Source organism: Oceanisphaera ostreae (assembly GCF_042676125.1).
Lineage (GTDB): Bacteria > Pseudomonadota > Gammaproteobacteria > Enterobacterales > Aeromonadaceae > Oceanimonas > Oceanimonas ostreae.
In genome coordinates this window covers 1-17,871 of record NZ_JBHTJS010000022.1, presented here as the reverse complement: position 1 = coordinate 17,871, position 17,871 = coordinate 1, and the positions used below count along the sequence as shown (strand labels likewise).

At 48.3% G+C, this 17,871-nt stretch carries 15 protein-coding genes; 13 read left to right on the top strand and 2 right to left on the bottom strand.

Translation table 11 applies throughout. The annotated features are described in order from the left end of the window. The first annotated feature begins 66 nt into the window (after positions 1-66). From cysK to ACFQ1C_RS06060, 6 genes are all read left to right on the top strand, one after another. The gene (cysK, locus tag ACFQ1C_RS06085) at positions 67-1,035 is read left to right on the top strand and encodes a cysteine synthase A (protein ID WP_379557713.1); all 969 of its coding nucleotides are present in this window, start codon (positions 67-69) and stop codon (positions 1,033-1,035) included. A gap of 180 nt (positions 1,036-1,215) precedes the next feature. Continuing rightward, positions 1,216-1,725, top strand: a complete 510-nt coding sequence (gene crr / locus ACFQ1C_RS06080; protein WP_379557712.1) for a PTS glucose transporter subunit IIA — start codon at positions 1,216-1,218, stop codon at positions 1,723-1,725. A gap of 167 nt (positions 1,726-1,892) precedes the next feature. Then, the gene (locus ACFQ1C_RS06075; protein WP_379557711.1) at positions 1,893-2,171 is read left to right on the top strand and encodes an HlyU family transcriptional regulator; all 279 of its coding nucleotides are present in this window, start codon (positions 1,893-1,895) and stop codon (positions 2,169-2,171) included. Then, complete coding sequence (locus ACFQ1C_RS06070) at positions 2,149-4,254, top strand: tRNA(Met) cytidine acetyltransferase TmcA (RefSeq protein WP_379557710.1); 2,106 nt, start codon at positions 2,149-2,151, stop codon at positions 4,252-4,254. Before ACFQ1C_RS06075 ends, ACFQ1C_RS06070 begins: the two co-directional genes overlap by 23 nt. Before the next feature lie 94 nt (positions 4,255-4,348). Next, entirely contained in the window at positions 4,349-5,698 is a 1,350-nt protein-coding gene (locus tag ACFQ1C_RS06065; protein WP_379557709.1) for an alanine/glycine:cation symporter family protein, read from the top strand. 154 nt (positions 5,699-5,852) lie between these two features. Continuing rightward, positions 5,853-7,214, top strand: coding sequence for a D-serine ammonia-lyase (locus tag ACFQ1C_RS06060; RefSeq protein ID WP_379557708.1), 1,362 nt, complete (start codon positions 5,853-5,855; stop codon positions 7,212-7,214). Between the two features lie 111 nt (positions 7,215-7,325). Here the strand turns inward: ACFQ1C_RS06060 and ACFQ1C_RS06055 are convergent, their stop codons facing one another. Beyond that, positions 7,326-7,928 carry a transglycosylase SLT domain-containing protein gene (locus ACFQ1C_RS06055; protein WP_379557707.1) on the bottom strand — a complete coding sequence of 201 codons (603 nt, stop codon included), beginning with the start codon at positions 7,926-7,928 and terminating at the stop codon, positions 7,326-7,328. A 205-nt stretch (positions 7,929-8,133) separates the two neighbouring features. Here ACFQ1C_RS06055 and ACFQ1C_RS06050 point away from each other — a divergent pair, with 205 nt between their 5' ends. From ACFQ1C_RS06050 to oppF, 7 genes are all read left to right on the top strand, one after another. Beyond that, a complete protein-coding gene (locus ACFQ1C_RS06050; RefSeq protein ID WP_379557706.1) occupies positions 8,134-10,392 on the top strand; it encodes an Orn/Lys/Arg family decarboxylase in 2,259 nt (752 codons plus the stop codon). A 70-nt stretch (positions 10,393-10,462) separates the two neighbouring features. Beyond that, positions 10,463-10,774: a monooxygenase gene (locus ACFQ1C_RS06045; RefSeq protein ID WP_379557705.1), complete on the top strand. Its 312-nt coding sequence runs from the start codon at positions 10,463-10,465 to the stop codon at positions 10,772-10,774. 91 nt (positions 10,775-10,865) lie between these two features. After that, on the top strand, positions 10,866-12,494 hold the full coding sequence (locus ACFQ1C_RS06040) for an ABC transporter substrate-binding protein (protein ID WP_379557704.1): 1,629 nt from the start codon (positions 10,866-10,868) through the stop codon (positions 12,492-12,494). 165 nt (positions 12,495-12,659) lie between these two features. Further along, positions 12,660-13,580 carry an oligopeptide ABC transporter permease OppB gene (oppB, locus tag ACFQ1C_RS06035; protein ID WP_379557703.1) on the top strand — a complete coding sequence of 307 codons (921 nt, stop codon included), beginning with the start codon at positions 12,660-12,662 and terminating at the stop codon, positions 13,578-13,580. Positions 13,581-13,589: 9 nt separating this feature from the next. After that, positions 13,590-14,513: an oligopeptide ABC transporter permease OppC gene (gene oppC, locus ACFQ1C_RS06030; protein ID WP_379557702.1), complete on the top strand. Its 924-nt coding sequence runs from the start codon at positions 13,590-13,592 to the stop codon at positions 14,511-14,513. Between the two features lie 13 nt (positions 14,514-14,526). Then, a complete protein-coding gene (gene oppD, locus ACFQ1C_RS06025) occupies positions 14,527-15,501 on the top strand; it encodes an oligopeptide ABC transporter ATP-binding protein OppD (RefSeq protein WP_379557701.1) in 975 nt (324 codons plus the stop codon). Next, positions 15,488-16,522, top strand: a complete 1,035-nt coding sequence (gene oppF / locus ACFQ1C_RS06020; protein WP_379557700.1) for a murein tripeptide/oligopeptide ABC transporter ATP binding protein OppF — start codon at positions 15,488-15,490, stop codon at positions 16,520-16,522. The genes oppD and oppF overlap by 14 nt, the downstream gene beginning before the upstream one ends. Before the next feature lie 243 nt (positions 16,523-16,765). Here the strand turns inward: oppF and ACFQ1C_RS06015 are convergent, their stop codons facing one another. Beyond that, positions 16,766-17,074, bottom strand: a complete 309-nt coding sequence (locus ACFQ1C_RS06015; protein WP_379557699.1) for a hypothetical protein — start codon at positions 17,072-17,074, stop codon at positions 16,766-16,768. Positions 17,075-17,871: the final 797 nt, after the last annotated feature.

Below are 17,871 nucleotides of genomic sequence, written 5' to 3'. Positions count from 1 at the left end.
ATTTTAAGCAAAATGGGTAAGCTGGTTACATATCAACGATGATGGCACTAACAAGGAAGAATCACGATGAGCAAAATATTTGAAGACAACACCCTCACCATTGGGCATACGCCTTTGGTGAAATTAAACCGGGTGAGTAAAGGCCGCGTATTAGCGAAAGTAGAAAGCCGCAACCCCAGCTTCAGCGTAAAATGCCGCATTGGTGCCAACATGATCTGGGATGCTGAAAAACGTGGCGAACTGGTTGCAGGTAAAGAGCTCATTGAACCGACAAGTGGCAACACCGGCATTGCACTAGCATTTGTAGCGGCGTCGCGCGGCTATCCGATTACACTAACCATGCCTAACACTATGAGCATAGAGCGCCGTCAGCTGCTAAAAGCGTTGGGTGCCAAGATAGTGCTTACTGAAGGTGCTAAAGGCATGAAAGGTGCCATCGAAAAAGCCATGGAGCTAAAAGAAGTCGCCCCCGAAAAATTTGTATTACTACAGCAATTTAATAACCCAGCTAACCCAGAGATTCATGAAAAAACCACCGGCCCTGAGTTATGGGATGATACCGACGGTGACATTGATGTGTTTGTGGCGGGTGTTGGCACTGGCGGCACCTTAACAGGTGTATCGCGCTATATTAAAAATACCAAGGGGAAAGCCATTACTACGGTTGCGGTTGAGCCCGTTGAGTCTCCGGTGATTACTCAGGCACTGGCCGGTGAGCCATTAACACCCGGCCCACATAAAATTCAAGGCATAGGTGCCGGCTTTATTCCGCAGAACTTGGATTTGTCTTTAATTGACCGTGTCGAGCAAGTAACCAGTGAAGATGCCATTGAAATGGCGCGCCGCTTAATGAAAGAAGAAGGTATTTTGGCGGGTATTAGCTCTGGAGCTGCGGTGGTTGCCGCGAACCGTTTAGCTGAATTACCTGAATTTGCAGGCAAAACAATTGTGGTGATCTTGCCAAGTTCAGGTGAGCGCTATTTAAGCACCGCCTTATTCCAAGGTATTTTTACCGAACAAGAGCTACAAGCCTAAGTAAAAGTGGGCAAGCTTTAACAAGCCTGCCCATTCACTCCCGCACTACATTTCACAGCGCTTATTCTTTTCCTCTCACATCTTAATCCTCACAACTCTAACTTTGGGCTGTGGGTAAGCTTGGCGCTGGGTGCTCGGCGCTGTTATCATTATCATTAAATAATGCTAGGAGCAGCTATTATGGGTTTGTTCGATAAACTGAAGAAAATGGTATCTGACGACTCAACAGACACCATTAGCATTGACATTTTTGCCCCGCTATCAGGGGAGTTGGTCGCCATTGAGGACGTGCCCGATGTGGTCTTTGCCGAAAGAATAGTCGGTGATGGCATCGCCATTAAGCCCAGCGGCAATAAAATTGTCGCCCCATGTAACGGCACTATCGGCAAAATTTTTGAAACCAATCATGCATTCTCTATCGAGTCCGACTCGGGCATCGAGATATTTGTGCATTTTGGTATCGACACCGTCGAGCTAAAAGGTGAAGGTTTTACCCGCATTGCCGCAGAAGGCCAACAGGTAAAAACCGGCGACACTATTATTGAATTTGACTTGGCATTACTTGAAGCAAAAGCTAAATCTACCCTAACGCCGATTGTTATTTCTAATATGGATGAAATAAAAGAGCTAACCAAACGCACCGGTGCCGTTAACTTGGCCGAAGACGTGATATTCAGCGTAAGAAAATAGCGCCTTCGGCAACTAGTAAGCCGTCAGCTTTAAGCTGTCAGCTAAAAACCAACACACCATGTTCGGTAAGCGGTACGTTTTACTCCGTGCGTCATAAGTTAAAGATAAACACCATCTCTTTTAACTGACGGCTTATGGCTGACGGCTTTCCCCATTAGGTAATCATCATGTTTAATTGGCTAAAGCGTTTAGGTCAGCCTACCACCGTTAAACCTGCTCAATTCGCAGAAGAAACCTATCAAGGGTTCGCAATTCATCCCGAACCCTTGATAGAAAACGGGCAATATCGTTTGCATGGCCGTATCACCCAACTTAATACTGGCGAACTACAAGAATATCGCTTGATCCGCTGTGATTTACTTCCCTCTGCAGAGCTAGCAGCCACTCTTATGGTGGCCAAAGCCAAGCGTATGATTGATGAGAATGGCAGCCGCCTTTTTGACTGAATGGCACACTTGGCGCCAGCAATTGCACCATAGCGGCGAACGCCGCATGATAGTACTTGCGGGTAGTGAATCGTGGGCCATCGCTCAAGCAATACGACTAATCCACAACACTTCCTCGCGCCAGCTATGGCTTGGTCAAGCAAGCACTAATCATGCTTGTTTACCCATTAATAAATTTCAAACTGCCTTGGGACAAGAATATGATAGCCTCATATTTAATGCCTTTAGCGGACTGCACCCCGATGCCTTTGGTGCGGCGACAGGTACTTTAGTTGCCGGTGGCCTGATGTTGTTGTTATGCCCACCGCTAGCGGAGTGGCCTGACTATGCCGACCCCGACTTAGCACGTTATGTGGCCCAAGCTGAACAAGCAAAAGATCTTAATAGCCCTTTTTTGCAGCGATTTGTACAGCAGTTGCAACAAGACGATGCCGTTATAGTTTGGCAACAACATACGCCATTCCCCTTACTGCCTGCGCCGTCTGCACAATGCTGGCTGCAACAACGAGATCGCCAAGGCTGCTTAAACACACAGCAGCGTCACGCACTTGCGTGCATGCTGCGTTGCGCCCGCGCCCGCATACCTATGGTATTAACGGCAGATCGAGGTCGCGGAAAGTCGAGCCTACTAGGATTGGCCGCACACCATTTACTACAAGCGGGCTTGAAGGTGCTACTGACCGCCCCTAACCACAAAGCGCCGGCACAGGCGCTGCAACATTGCGCCAGCAAACTGCAATTTATAGCTCCCGATGCTTTACTGGCCGAGCAACCCTATGCCGATATTTTGCTAATTGATGAAGCCGCCGCCATTCCGGTGCCGATGTTGCTTACCTTAGCCGAACGTTATTGCTGCATCTTTGCCAGTACCGAACACGGCTATGAAGGCACCGGGCTGGGCTTTCAACTTAAATTTCAGCCTCAACTGGATGATTTATCGCCAGGTTGGCGCAAGGTGCACCTAAATATTCCCGCGCGCTGGAGCCCTAACGATCCCCTGGAGCCGCTAGTGTTTAGGCTCTTAGCATTTAACGCCGAGCCGCTTGCTCCTCCTTTCGCTACGTCTGCTAATAGTGAGCTAGCTGATACAGAGCGTATGGTTAGCAACCCACTGAGCTACCGCTGGGTAACCCGTGCGGCCTTACTCAATAATGAACCGTTATTGCAGCAGCTGTTTGGCTTACTGACATTGGCACACTATCAAACGCGCCCCAGCGGTCTTCGTCATTTACTGGATGCCCCCGACCTGCTGTTGGCCGCTACTTTCCAGGATAAAGTGCCAGTCGCCGTTGCTCTGCTCACGCGAGAAGGCCCATTATCCACAGCGCTCAGCCAAGGTGTTTGGCGCGGCCAGCGACGCCCTCGCGGTCACTTATTACCACAATCGCTGGCGTTTCATGGCGGGTTGGCACAAGCCACTCAGTATACCTATTACCGAGTGATGCGCATTGTGGTGCATCCTCATATCCAGCAGCAAGGCATCGGCAGTTTGCTATTAAGCTGGCTACAGCAACATTTGCCTCAACAAGTTGACTGCGACTTTATCGGTACCAGCTTTGGCGCCAGTACCTCACTGTTGAATTTTTGGCAAAATAACAGCTTTAAAGCGGTCCGCCTTGGCCAAAGTCGCGACGGTGTGAGCGGCCTGCATAGCATCATGATGCTATGGCCCTGCTCAGCTCAAGCACAAAAAATCTTGCCATGCTGGCAAGGGCAGTTTAGTGCCAATCTGCAAGCTTATCGTCAAGGTATATGGCCAGAAGCATTAAACCCTATTCATCAAACGCTGAGCTTAGCGCTACCTAACTCTTCACCGCAGCAAGATAACCTGATAGCCCATGACTTCGCTTTTTATCATCGAGACCTTATCAGCGATCAACCGGCGCTATCTCGCTTTATTGCCAACCACGCCCCGCTGCGGCCTTTATCCGCGAGCCAGCAGCAACTGTTAAGCGCCTTAGTAATACCTGGGGCCATCCCGTCCTTGGTGGCAAAACAGCAAAAACTGCTCGGACAAAAAGCTGCACTATCACAACTACGCAACACCTTGCAACATTTCTTTAAAGTTCCATCTGAACCATAATTCTATTGTTATCTTTTGAATAAATCGGCTAGGCTAGTACTGTAAAATACTTGTTATTTTCAATATTCAACACTATTACACTGGAGTACGGCTGATGGAATGGCTTACTAATGCGTTAACCTCCATTAATGGAGTTGTTTGGGGTGTACCTATGTTGCTGGGTATTTTGGGCGTCGGGCTCTACCTGCAACTCGGTTTAGTATTTATGCCTATTCGTAAACTGGGCACTGGCTTCAAATTATTGTTTACTAAAACAGCAGCTGGAAAAGGCGAAATATCTCCTTTCAATGCCTTAATGACATCACTAGCGGCCACTATCGGCACGGGTAATATTGCCGGTGTTGCCACCGCCATTTTCTTAGGCGGACCGGGTGCGTTGTTCTGGATGTGGATGACTGCCTTAGTGGGTATGGCCACTAAGTATGCCGAAGCAGTCTGTGCGGTTAATTTTCGCGAAACCGACCAAAAGGGTAACCACGTAGGTGGCCCCATGTACTACATCAAAAATGGCTTAGGTCCGAAATGGGCTTGGCTGGGGGTCGCGTTTGCCTTGTTTGGTGGTATTGCCGGCTTTGGTATCGGTAATACGGTACAAGCCAACTCGGTTGCGGATGTATTAAATACCTCTTTTGGCGTATCACATACCATCACCGGCTTGGTAATGATGGTGTTGGTCGGCTTGGTACTGATAGGTGGAATTCGCTGGATTTCAGAGGTGGCAGGTAAGTTAGTGCCCTTGATGACCGTCGCCTATTTTGTGGCGGGTATCGTGGTATTAGCGATGAACGCCCCAGCGTTGCCGGCAGCTTTTGGCACCATCTTTGAACACGCCTTTACGCCTGTTGCCGCTCAAGGTGGCTTTGCTGGAGCAGCAGTGTGGATGGCCATTCGTTTTGGTGTGGCGCGAGGGGTGTTTTCGAACGAAGCAGGTCTTGGTAGTGCCCCTATCGCTCATGCTGCGGCCAAAACTGACAGCCCTGTGCGTCAAGGCTTGATTGCCATGCTGGGTACCTTTATCGACACCATCATAGTGTGTTCAATTACCGGCTTGGCTATCGTTGTTACCGGCAGTTGGACCAGTGGTGAAACGGGTGCATCACTGACCGCTCTCGCCTTTTCAACATCGGTTCCTGGTGGTGAATATGTGGTCTCCCTCGCCTTAGCGGTATTTGCTTTTACCACTATATTAGGCTGGAGCTTTTATGGTGAGAAGTGCGTGCAGTTTTTGTTTGGCATTAAAGCCATAGTGCCATTTCGTATTGCTTGGGTACTAGCATTGCCAATTGGTGCAACTCAGTCGCTGGAGTTTATCTGGCTGCTGGCCGACACTCTCAACGCCCTGATGGCGATTCCTAACCTGATTGCGCTGGCCTTGTTAAGCCCGGTCGTATTTCGCTTAACCAAGGAATATTTTGCTAAACAAGGGCTGAACACAAAACCCTAAACCGTCAGCGAGCTACTGAGACACAGTAAACAGTGGCAAATAGACTAACCAGTGGGGAGTGAGCTTAGCTCCTCCCCACTTTTTTTGCCTTAGGCTTTAATCGTTGGCCTGATATACTGTGTTGGTGTTCAGCTCATTATTAGGTATCCAACGCATGCATTCTCAACCTCACTATAGTAAACAAGCCATTAGCGAGCTCTGCCTTGCTAACCCCCTACTTAATGAACTGATGGCCCTTAACTCCGTCACTTGGTTTAACCCTGAACGCCAAACCACCGAGCAAGCATTGCCAGCAGTGGGACTCACCGCTGATGACGTTACTGACGCATGTCTGCGCCTAGACCGTTTCGCCAGCTATTTTTGTGCGGCCTTCCCCGAAACCATCGCCAGCAACGGCTTACTAGAATCTCCTCTGCAGGCGATTTCTGCCATGCAACAGGCACTAGCCACTCAATTTCAGCAGCCGCTGAGTGGTCAGTTATTGATAAAGCTCGACAATTTCCTGCCTATCTCCGGCTCTATTAAGGCCCGCGGTGGCATTTATGAAGTATTGCAGCACGCCGAAAAACTGGCGTTAAAAGCGGGGTTACTGCAGCTCTCTGATGATTATTCGCGACTGCACAGCGACGTATTTAGAGATTTTTTCAGTCAATATAGCATTGCGGTAGGCTCAACCGGCAACCTAGGTTTATCGATTGGTATGATAGGGGCAAAGCTTGGTTTTAATACCAGCGTGCACATGTCGGCCGATGCCCGACAATGGAAAAAAGACTTACTGCGCGCGCAAGGCGTCACCGTAGTGGAATACCAAAGCGATTACTCGGTAGCAGTAGCCGAAGGTCGTGCCCAAGCCGAACAAGATCCCAATTGTCACTTTGTAGATGACGAAAACTCGGTGCAACTATTCTTGGGTTATGCGGTGGCCGGGGATCGATTAAAAACACAGTTAACACAACAAGGCATTAAAGTTGACCGAGACCACCCATTATTTGTATATCTCCCTTGCGGAGTCGGCGGTGGCCCAGGTGGTGTAGCCTTTGGTTTAAAGCTGGCGTTTGGTGATGCGGTACATTGTATCTTTGCCGAGCCAACACACTCACCTTGCATGTTGCTGGGCGTGTACACAGGCTTACACGATAATATTTCGGTTCAAGACTTGGGAATTGACAATATCACCACGGCCGATGGCTTAGCCGTAGGCCGAGCATCCGGATTTGTAGGCCGCACTATGGCTCCTATGCTGGATGGTTTTTATACCCTGAGTGATAACGACATGCTGGCGATGCTTGGGCTGTTAAGCGAGCAGGAGCAGATTCATTTAGAACCCTCAGCTCTAGCCGGCATGCCTGGGCCTTGGCGTGTGATTAATGATACAAGCTATTTAAAGCGCCTAGGACTTACCCCTGAGCGCTTAGCCAATGCCCACCATTTGGTATGGGCCACCGGCGGTGGCATGGTACCCGAAGCAGAAATGAAGCAATATTTAGCGCAAGCTGCAAAAATTCGTGAAGGGTAAAGAGTGAAGGGCGAAGGGGAAAACACTCAGCCTCCAGAGACAGTGCATTCTCTATCGTTCTAGTGTTATCACGTCTCCTTCACCCATAACCCTTTACTCCCTTTAAATTCGTTAGCCAAACCAGCCGCGGTTTAGCTTATCTTTACACTGCCAATATTGGCCTGCGTAGCGCTTGGCGCGGGCCTCTACTTTGCGTGACGTTTTTAATAACCAGCCTTTACGATTATGGGTACCTCGACGATAACCGCCCCAACCATCGTGATAATTTAAATATTGCCCATAAGCATCCCACTTCGAGACGCCATTTATTTTGCTGGTCTTACTCATATACCAGCCCATAAAATCCAAGGCATCGTCAAAATTACTGCGACTGGCCCAGCCATTACCACTTTCACGCTGATAATCTGCCCACGTGGCTTTTTTTGCCTGCGCATAGCCATAAGCATCTGATGCTCGACCATAAGGAATAAACAAAAAGTAACGCATTGGCGGCTGAGCATCGTGCTTAAAGCTACTTTCCTGATACATCATCGCCATGGTCACATGCACCGGAGCGCCCCACTTCTCACGCGCTTTATCAGCAGATTTATGCCAACTTTTGTGCTCCTCAAAAATAGCACAAATGTTTTCTGGATTACGCGGTGGTGACGCTGCACAACTACTTAGTAATATGACACCAAGCAAGCAGGCAGTAATTTTTAGTATTCGATTCATTAGGCTGGCTCATTGGGTAATAAGTAACTTCAAATAGTGCCTACTAGTTAGAAGAACGTCCAGCTTAAGGCTCGTTCGATGCCAACGCAGTGGCAGTGTGCTTTGTTAGCAGCAATTGTCACAGTTCTGCTAGAATGCGGTATCAGCTGACTCAGCTATGGAACGTTTAAAGCACACCTAGGTGCTGCTCACTCAAGGAATATCAATGCGCTTTTATTTTCCCATCATCATTATTGATGAAGACTTTCGCACCGAAAACACCAGTGGTTCAGGTATTCGTGAGTTAGCCGCCGCAATAGAAAAGTCCGGTATGGATGTGGTGGGTTATACCAGTTACGGTGATTTAACCTCGTTTGCGCAGCAGCAAAGCCGCGCCGCGGGCTTTGTATTGTCCATAGACGACGAAGAGCTGGCCGGTAGTCCAGAAGAAGCACAAGCGGTGCTAGCCCAACTACACCGTTTTGTAGAACAAATTCGCCATCGCAACCCAGACATTCCCATTTATTTGTATGGTGAAACCCGGACCGCGCGCCACATTCCTAATGCTATTTTGCGCGAGCTGCACGGTTTTATTCATATGCATGAAGACACCCCAGACTTTGTGGCGCGCCACATTATTCGTGAAGCAAAAAGCTACTTAGATAAACTAGCACCGCCCTTTTTTCGCGCATTAACTCATTATGCCCAAGACGGTTCTTATTCTTGGCATTGTCCTGGCCATTCTGGCGGCGTGGCATTTTTAAAATCTCCCGTTGGCCAAATGTTTCATCAATTTTTTGGTGAGAATATGCTGCGCGCCGATGTCTGCAACTCCGTCGACGAACTGGGTCAGCTGCTGGACCACACCGGACCAGTTGCGGCGAGCGAGCGTAATGCGGCACGGATATTTAACGCCGACCATTTATACTTTGTGACGAACGGTACCTCCACATCCAACAAAATCGTCTGGCATTCTACCGTGGCCCCCGGCGATATAGTGGTGGTGGACCGCAACTGCCATAAGTCGATTTTGCACGCCATTATGATGACGGGGGCGGTACCGGTATTCTTAATGCCCACCCGCAACCATTACGGTATTATTGGCCCCATCCCGCGTAGTGAGTTTGAGCCGGCCCGCATTCGCGAGAAAATGCTGGCCAATCCGTTCTGCCGTGAGCTATTAGCCAAAAATCCCGAGCTCAAGCCTCGGGTGTTGACCATTACTCAGTCCACCTACGATGGCATTTTATATAACGTAGAAGAGATCAAAAATCTGCTCGACGGCGAAATAGAAACCCTGCACTTTGATGAAGCTTGGCTGCCCCACGCCGCCTTCCATGACTTTTATGGTGACTACCACGCCATTGGCGAAAATCGACCACGCTGTGAAAAATCGATGATCTTCTCGACTCAATCTACGCACAAGATGCTGGCAGGTTTATCTCAAGCGTCACAAATATTGGTGCAGGATGGTATCAATAATCGCTTAGATAGAGACGTGTTCAACGAAGCCTACTTAATGCACACCTCTACCAGCCCACAGTATGCAATTATTGCCTCGTGCGATGTGGCCGCCGCTATGATGGAAGCGCCGGGCGGTACCGCCTTGGTAGAAGAGTCGCTGTCTGAAGCGCTAGAGTTTAGACGTGCCATGCGTAAAGTCGGTGATGAGTACGGCAGCGACTGGTGGTTTAAAGTGTGGGGGCCGGACGACTTAACAGACCACGGCTTAGATGATCGCGATGCGTGGATGTTGCACGCAGGCGAAAGCTGGCATGGCTTTGGTGATGTAGAGCCCGGCTTTAATCTACTAGATCCCATTAAAGCCACTATTTTAACCCCCGGCCTTAATGTGGAAGGCAATTTTTCCGATACTGGCATGCCGGCGGTAGTGGTCACTAAATACTTAGCCGAACACGGTATCGTGATCGAAAAAACCGGTCTTTATTCGTTCTTTATTATGTTTACTATTGGCATTACCAAAGGCCGTTGGAACAGTATGGTGACTGAGCTTCAGCAGTTTAAAGACGATTACGACCACAACGTGCCGTTGTGGAAGGTGCTGCCCAAGTTTATTAAGAGCCACCCCAGCTACGAACGCGTGGGGTTACGTGATCTGTGCGATCACATTCATCAAATTTACAAAGAAAACGACGTGGCCAAGCTGACCACCGAAATGTATTTGTCCGATTTGATCCCATCGATGAGGCCGGCCGATGCCTTTGCAAAAATGGCGCATAAGCAAATAGAGCGAGTGTCGATTGATGAGCTGTCCGGCCGTACCACCGCGGTAATGGTTGCCCCGTACCCACCCGGCATTCCGCTGTTGATCCCCGGTGAGATGTTTAACGACACCATCATTAGCTACCTTAAGTTTGCCCGTGAATTCAATAATCGCTTCTCGGGCTTTGAAACCTATATTCACGGCCTAGTGTCCGAAGAGCGTAACGGACAAACACATTACTTTATTGACTGTATTCGCTAACCTCAATCATCTTAAGGCGCTTGCATTGCAAGCGCCTTTACGTTGTATACGTGAACAAGGAAAACTAGATATGGCGGTCGTATTGCAAATCGATTTCACCTTTCCTGCCCACATGATGGGGGATGCACTCACTCAAGGTGCACTGCAACTGGCGCATTCTATTAATGAAGAGCCGGGCTTTATTTCTAAAATTTGGACTGAAAATATCCGCACTGGTAAAGCTGGCGGTATTTATGTATTTAGCGAACACGCACTGGCCGAACGCTACGCAACAATGCACAGCTCGCGGGTGGCTGCTATGGGGGCCACCGATATTGTCGTTAAAGTTTTTGATATTAATACCGAACTGACCGATATTAATCATGGTCGCTATCAGTGTTAACAGCTTAATATAGATGTATTTCAGTTGATGGTACTCACGAACTCAAGTCGCATGATGCGCTAGGGCTAACGGGCTTAAAGGAGTAAGCAAGATGACATTGAAAAAAACGGCGTTAGCCTCTGCGCTAATCACCGCATCGCTATTGGCAATAGCAGCGCCCAGTTTGGCCGCAACCGTTCCGACGGGCATCACCTTGGCCAAACAACAACACTTGATTAAAGATAACGGGGCTGAACCGGCGACGCTGGATCCGCATAAAACAGAAGGCGTGCCCGGCGCCAATATACAACGTGACTTGTTTGAAGGCTTAGTATCCTCTGGTTCTAACGGAGAAACCGTGCCCGGCGTAGCCGAGCGTTGGGAAACCGACGATAATAAACGTTTTGTTTTTCACCTACGCAGCAACGCTAAATGGTCTAACGGCGAGCCCGTTACCGCCCACGATTTTGAATACAGCTTTAAACGGGCCATCGATCCTAATACCGCTTCGCCTTACGCTTGGTATCTAGAAACACCGACCATTGCCAATGCCTCAGCTATTCTGGCTGGGGATAAAACACCAGCGGCCTTAGGTATTAAAGCGTTAGATGCACATACGTTAGAAATACAGCTAGAGCATTCGGTGCCCTACTTCGTCACCATGCTGTCTCACACCACCACCTACCCGGTTTATCGCCAAGCGATTGAACAACACGGCGATAACTGGACCAAACCCGGAAATTTAGTCTCTAATGGCGCTTATACGCTAAGCAGCTGGCGGGTGAACGAAAAAATCGAACTGGTGCGTAATACCCACTATTGGGATAACGAACACACGGTGATCGATAAAGTAGATTACTTACCCATTACCTCACAAAACGCCGCCATGAACCGCTTCTTGGCTGGCGAAATAGATCTCACCAACGAAATGCCCATCGAGCATTTTAAACGACTGAATAAAGACTATCCCGAGGCGGTGCATATCACCGGCTACGTGGGTACTTATTACTATATTTTTAACACTCAAAAACCACCGTTTGATGATGTACGAGTGCGCAAGGCGCTGTCTTATGCCATTGACCGTGACATTATTGCCAAGCTTGTGATGGGGCAAGGCCAACTTCCCGGTTACACCCTAACGCCAGAGATCGTCGAGGGTTTTACTCCACCTAAACTGGAGTGGGCGAATTGGACCCAAACTGAGCGTAATACCAAGGCGCTCGCACTGCTTAACGAAGCCGGCTTCAATACTCAAAACCCGCTAAAATTCGAGTTGCTATATAACACCAGCGAAAACCACAAAAAAGTAGCGGTCGCTATCGCCTCCATGTGGAAGAAAACCTTAGGCGCACAGGCAGAGCTGGTTAACCAAGAGTGGAAAACCTATCTGGATACCAAAACTCAGGGCAACTTTGATGTAGTCCGTGCCGGGTGGATTGCCGATTATAACGAGGCTTCTTCCATGCTGGATTTACAGCAAAGCACCCATGGCAATAACGACGGTAAATACGCAAGCTTACAGTACGATCAGTTAATGAAGGCCACTCGCTTTATTGTAGATCCAGCTGCCCGCAACGCCAAATACACCCAAGCCGAACAGATTTTGGCCGCCGATATGCCCATTGCTCCTATTTATCAGTATGTAACCGCACGTTTAGTGCAAGAGCGACTGGGCGGCTACCCCAATAACCCGCTTAATAATCTCTACTCCAAAGACATGTATCTTAAGGCCGAAAAATAACGGCAACTAACGGTCGGTGTATGCCACCGGCCGATTTTCAAAAGCAGCTCAGCTGCTGACCATCATTATCGCCTTAGTACTATCAAGCCAATAAGAAACCGCACTATAAGCGTCTTGCACTCCGTCGCTTATGCCTTTCATGGCTCTGGCCTAAAGGGATAAACAATGATTATATTTATAATAAAACGGCTGCTAGAAGCCATTCCGACTCTGCTGGTATTAATCACCATTTCTTTTTTTATGATGCGCTTTGCTCCCGGCAATCCATTTAGTAGCGAGCGCAGCTTGCCACCCGAGGTGCTGGCCAATATTGAAGCTAAATACGGCTTAGATAAACCGGTGATCGAACAGTACTTCAGCTACCTAGGTAATTTATTACAGGGCGACTTAGGTCCTTCTTTTAAATACAAAGATTTTTCGGTAAATGAGTTGGTAGCTCAAGCGCTACCCGTATCCGCAGAAATCGGTCTATATGCTTTTTTGGGAGCGGTGTTCTTCGGCGTATTACTGGGTATTATCGCGGCGCTAAAACAAAACAGCTGGCTGGATTACCTCACCATGTCCACCGCCATGATCGGGGTGGTGATCCCCAGTTTTGTGCTAGCGCCTATTTTAGTACTGATATTCTCTCTCACCTTAAAGTGGTTACCCGCAGGCGGCTGGAACGACGGTGCTGCCGCTTACTTGGTGCTGCCAGTAATGGGCATGATGATGCACTACATTGCCACTATTGCTCGCATTACCCGCGGCTCGATGATTGAAACCATGAACGCCAACTTTATTCGTACCGCCCGTGCCAAGGGGCTGCCGCTACGCAGCATTGTTGTGCATCATGCCCTGCGGCCCGCGATGTTACCGGTGGTGTCTTATCTTGGCCCAGCCTTTGTTGGCATTATTACCGGTTCGGTGGTCATCGAAACCATCTTTGGCCTGCCCGGTATTGGCCAGTTGTTTGTAAATGGCGCCCTAAATCGGGACTATTCCATGGTGCTCGGACTCACGATTTTAATTGGCGCCCTCACCATTACCTTTAACGCTTTGGTCGATATTTTATATGCGGTTATCGATCCTAAAATTCGCTATTAGGAGCCTAGTATGGTGGTGATTAAAGCCAAACGTGAGGCCGTTACTCAATTTTCTAAGCAACTGGATGATCCTTCGCTCTCCATAACCGGCCGCTCGCTGTGGCAGGATGCTCGTCGTCGATTTCTAGCCAATCGAGCGGCTCTTGCCAGTCTAGTAATCCTAGGTTTGATCTCACTGCTGGTATTATTCGGCCCCTACCTTTCATCCTATGCCTATGATGATACCGACTGGGGCGCCATGATGGCCGCCCCCAGCATAGAAAACGGCCATTACTTTGGCACCGACTCCCTGGGCCGAGACTTATTTGTGCGCAGCTTAGTGGGTGGGCGAATTTCGCTGATGGTGGGCTTAATGGGTGCCTTGGTGGCGGTGGTTATCGGAACTTTATATGGTGCAACGTCTGGCTTTATTGGCGGGCGTACCGACCGCATCATGATGCGACTGTTAGAAATCCTCTACTCGTTTCCATTTATGTTTTTTGTGATCCTGCTAGTGACATTTTTTGGCCGCAATATCCTGCTGATTTTCTTTGCCATTGGTGCAGTTAGCTGGCTGGATATGGCGCGTATTGTCCGCGGCCAAACCTTAAGTTTAAAAAATAAAGAATTTATCGAAGCCGCAAAAGTGGGCGGCGTCAGCAGCATGACTATTGTTACCCGCCACATAGTGCCTAACGTACTAGGCATAGTGGCAGTTTATGCCACCTTGTTGGTACCCGGCATGATCTTGTTTGAATCGTTTTTAAGCTTCTTAGGCCTAGGCGTGCAAGAGCCGATGACTAGCTGGGGCGCCCTGTTAAACGAAGGCTCTAAGTCAATGGAAATTGCCTTATGGCAGCTATTATTCCCAGCCGGTTTTATGGTGGCCACGCTGTTTTGTTTTAACTTTTTAGGGGACGGTCTACGTGACGCCCTCGATCCTAAAGATCGCTAGCGGAGATCGCTAAATGACGCTATTACATGTACAAGACTTACGAGTCGAGTTTACGACTCCGGATGGTAATTTAGTGGCGGTGAACGATCTGACTTTTTCTCTAGTGGCGGGCGACACCTTAGGCATAGTAGGCGAGTCTGGTTCAGGGAAAAGCCAAACCGCCTTTGCCATTATGGGGCTGCTGGCCAAAAACAATCATACTCAGGGATCCATTCTATTTAACGATCTACAACTGCTTGGCTTGCCAGAAAAAGCATTCAATAAAATCCGCGCCAAACAAATAGCCATGATCTTTCAAGATCCCATGACCTCGCTTAACCCCTACCTGAAGATTGGCCACCAACTAATGGAAGTGCTGACTCTACATAAAGGCATGAGCAAACATGATGCTTTTGAAGAGTCAGTACAAATGCTAAACGCAGTACAGATCCCCGAAGCGCGACAGCGCATGAATATGTATGCCCACGAATTATCTGGCGGTATGCGTCAGCGGGTGATGATTGCCATGGCGCTGTTATGCCGCCCGCAACTGCTCATTGCCGACGAGCCCACGACGGCGCTGGATGTAACCGTGCAAGCACAAATAATGAGCCTGATCAATGAACTAAAAAAAGAGTTTAGTACCGCGATTATCTTGATAACTCATGACTTAGCGGTAGTAGCGGGCAGCTGTGAGCAGGTACTGGTGATGTATGCCGGCAGAACCATGGAAGCCGGCTCGGTTAACGATATTTTTTATCGTCCCACTCACCCTTACAGCCAAGGGCTATTGAACGCCATCCCTCGCCTTGATAGCCAAAACGAATACTTAGCCACTATCTCCGGCAATCCACCTAATCTCTTGCACTTGCCCGCCGGCTGCCCTTTCCAGCAACGCTGCCCACACGTACATAACATCTGCCGCATCACCGCACCGCCACTCACCGCATTTGGAGCCGATCGCTATCGCGCCTGCCATTGGCAAGGAGACAGCCTTGAGCAAGAGTGAAATCCTAAACAAACAGCCCGCTTCAGCTCAACCACTGCTATCGGTCAACGGGCTCAAGGTCCATTTCAGCATTAAACAAAAACACGCCTGGCCCTGGACCCCCCCCGCCACACTAAAAGCGGTGGATGGCATTAGTTTTACCCTCAATGCCGGCGAAACCTTAGGGATCGTCGGCGAGTCTGGCAGTGGTAAATCTACCCTCGCTCGCGCCATTATCGGCCTTGTACCAGCCGATGCCGGCAATGTGATCTGGCAGGGGCAAGATCTCACCCAAGCCAGGCCTAAGGCTCTGCGCGAAATACGCCAAGACATACAAATGATCTTTCAAGATCCGCTAGCCTCACTCAACCCGCGCATGACGATTGGCGATATAATTGCCGAACCACTGCGCACTTTTTATCCGAACATGAGCAAGGCCGAGCGCAAAGAAAAAGTCAGTGCCATAATGGCCAGAGTGGGTTTACTACCTAACCTTATCAACCGCTATCCCCATGAATTTTCGGGCGGCCAGTGCCAGCGTATCGGCATCGCCCGCGCACTGATCCTAGAGCCAAAATTGATTATCTGCGACGAGCCGGTTTCATCTCTCGATGTTTCCATTCAAGCACAAGTGGTTAATCTCCTCAAAGAGCTACAAGTAGCAATGGGCTTAGCCCTAATTTTTATCGCCCATGACTTATCGGTGGTAAAGCACATTTCCAATCAGGTGTTGGTCATGTACTTGGGCAAGCCTGTCGAGTTAGGCACAAGCCAATCATTATTCGCCAATCCCAAACACCCTTATACCCAGGCCCTCATCAGCGCCGTGCCCACTCCCGATCCCGAATTTGAGCGTAACAAACAACAACCGTTGCTCAGGGGAGAACAGCCCTCCCCCATCAAACCGCCATCTGGCTGCGTATTTCGCACCCGCTGCCCACTTGCGGATGCAAGCTGCTCTCACATCAAACCAATGCTAAAAGGCAGCCTTGGGCACAGCGTAGCTTGTTTAAAAGTCGTTATGGATGACAGAAAGTTTTAAAAATAGCCTAATACCAATCCCACTAAATTTTTGATCTATCTTAAGCTTGGAGTGTTAGAGTTACCTGTAGACAACGTCATCAGTCACCTTTCTGGCGCATATTCGGATCTAGATTTGCAGTTGAGCTTAGTTCTTGGCGTTATATTTTGCCTGTCTCACTCAGTAATTAAATACAGACATTCACTAAATTTCAGCTAAAAATGAGCCTGACATGTTCAGGCCCATGTAATGTAAAAACTCAGACTAATAACATAAATCAGTCATTAAAGTATCATGCTCTTCTTTTACTTCATCAATCATTTGGCAAAATTCAATAGCATCGCGATAAGAAAGATCTAACTGAATAGACTTCGACCCAGTATTATCTTTCGCGTGACATTCTAATAAAACGTACTGTTCGTTTGGCGTAAAATGTATTAACGCCAACTTACTTCTTATCCATTGACCATTTTTAGGAACCGCTATTTCAATAGTACAACAGGGCTTAATTATAATTTCAGCATAAGTAGTAGCATCGCTTTGCAGCGCATATCGACACTTTCTCGCTAACATGGTGGTCTCCTTTATTCTTGATATATTTCAAGAAAATAAGTAAAACATCCGCCAACAAAATAGAGCGTTTTTTATACATTTGCTCGATATTACACCAATTGCAATTACTTGCAAGGCAACAGCTAAACCCCTCAACCACAAGCTTCTGTCGGTTTAGCGCATAAATAATGAATCTCCGACGGTTAAACATGCGCTTAGACACAACCAAGATCAGCATTGTTGGCACATAATGTCGATACAGGCGACCTTATACCAATCGCACTAATTAAGTAGTCTTTTTTTGCTTCCTATAAAGGTCCGATAAACGGCCTACTCCACCGACACGCTGCCAGGGTTAATGAGATTCACCATTTTAATTTACTGCGAATATTCACTGGATATTCGGTCTGATTAAAATAGTTCATCTCGGCGGAACACACTCGCCTATGACGCTCAAACACATAATACCAACCCACCCCGAGCGTAGGGTCGCCTTATTTAGGCAAGGAATATTCGATCTCTTTAGGCCGTGCTATGGTTTTTGGTCGATTGAAATCGACCCTACGATCAGGATGGCTCCTTGTTTTTTGTAGGGGCGAATTCATTCGCACAATAATGGTGGCACGGCCTAAAAGAGACCAACCTACAAAACTAACGTGAGACCTTGACACCCAACAGAGTACCTACAGAAGACATAAAAATTTGATCAGTTAGTTTTCCTGATTGGTATAACCCTTTTGAACACCGGTCTAATACCAATCACACTAATTAATTAGTCAACTTAGTCCAATCCCTAAAGCAGAGTGAAATGACTCTTT

Excerpts from the sequence above, each read along its gene's own strand:
- cysK (WP_379557713.1), top strand. The coding sequence starts at position 67 with ATGAGCAAAATATTTGAAGACAACACCCTCACCATTGGGCATACGCCT.
- crr (WP_379557712.1), top strand. The coding sequence starts at position 1,216 with ATGGGTTTGTTCGATAAACTGAAGAAAATGGTATCTGACGACTCAACA.
- ACFQ1C_RS06075 (WP_379557711.1), top strand. The coding sequence starts at position 1,893 with ATGTTTAATTGGCTAAAGCGTTTAGGTCAGCCTACCACCGTTAAACCT.
- ACFQ1C_RS06070 (WP_379557710.1), top strand. The coding sequence starts at position 2,149 with ATGGCAGCCGCCTTTTTGACTGAATGGCACACTTGGCGCCAGCAATTG.
- ACFQ1C_RS06065 (WP_379557709.1), top strand. The coding sequence starts at position 4,349 with ATGGAATGGCTTACTAATGCGTTAACCTCCATTAATGGAGTTGTTTGG.
- ACFQ1C_RS06060 (WP_379557708.1), top strand. The coding sequence starts at position 5,853 with ATGCATTCTCAACCTCACTATAGTAAACAAGCCATTAGCGAGCTCTGC.
- ACFQ1C_RS06055 (WP_379557707.1), bottom strand. The coding sequence starts at position 7,928 with ATGAATCGAATACTAAAAATTACTGCCTGCTTGCTTGGTGTCATATTA.
- ACFQ1C_RS06050 (WP_379557706.1), top strand. The coding sequence starts at position 8,134 with ATGCGCTTTTATTTTCCCATCATCATTATTGATGAAGACTTTCGCACC.
- ACFQ1C_RS06045 (WP_379557705.1), top strand. The coding sequence starts at position 10,463 with ATGGCGGTCGTATTGCAAATCGATTTCACCTTTCCTGCCCACATGATG.
- ACFQ1C_RS06040 (WP_379557704.1), top strand. The coding sequence starts at position 10,866 with ATGACATTGAAAAAAACGGCGTTAGCCTCTGCGCTAATCACCGCATCG.
- oppB (WP_379557703.1), top strand. The coding sequence starts at position 12,660 with ATGATTATATTTATAATAAAACGGCTGCTAGAAGCCATTCCGACTCTG.
- oppC (WP_379557702.1), top strand. The coding sequence starts at position 13,590 with ATGGTGGTGATTAAAGCCAAACGTGAGGCCGTTACTCAATTTTCTAAG.
- oppD (WP_379557701.1), top strand. The coding sequence starts at position 14,527 with ATGACGCTATTACATGTACAAGACTTACGAGTCGAGTTTACGACTCCG.
- ACFQ1C_RS06015 (WP_379557699.1), bottom strand. The coding sequence starts at position 17,074 with ATGTTAGCGAGAAAGTGTCGATATGCGCTGCAAAGCGATGCTACTACT.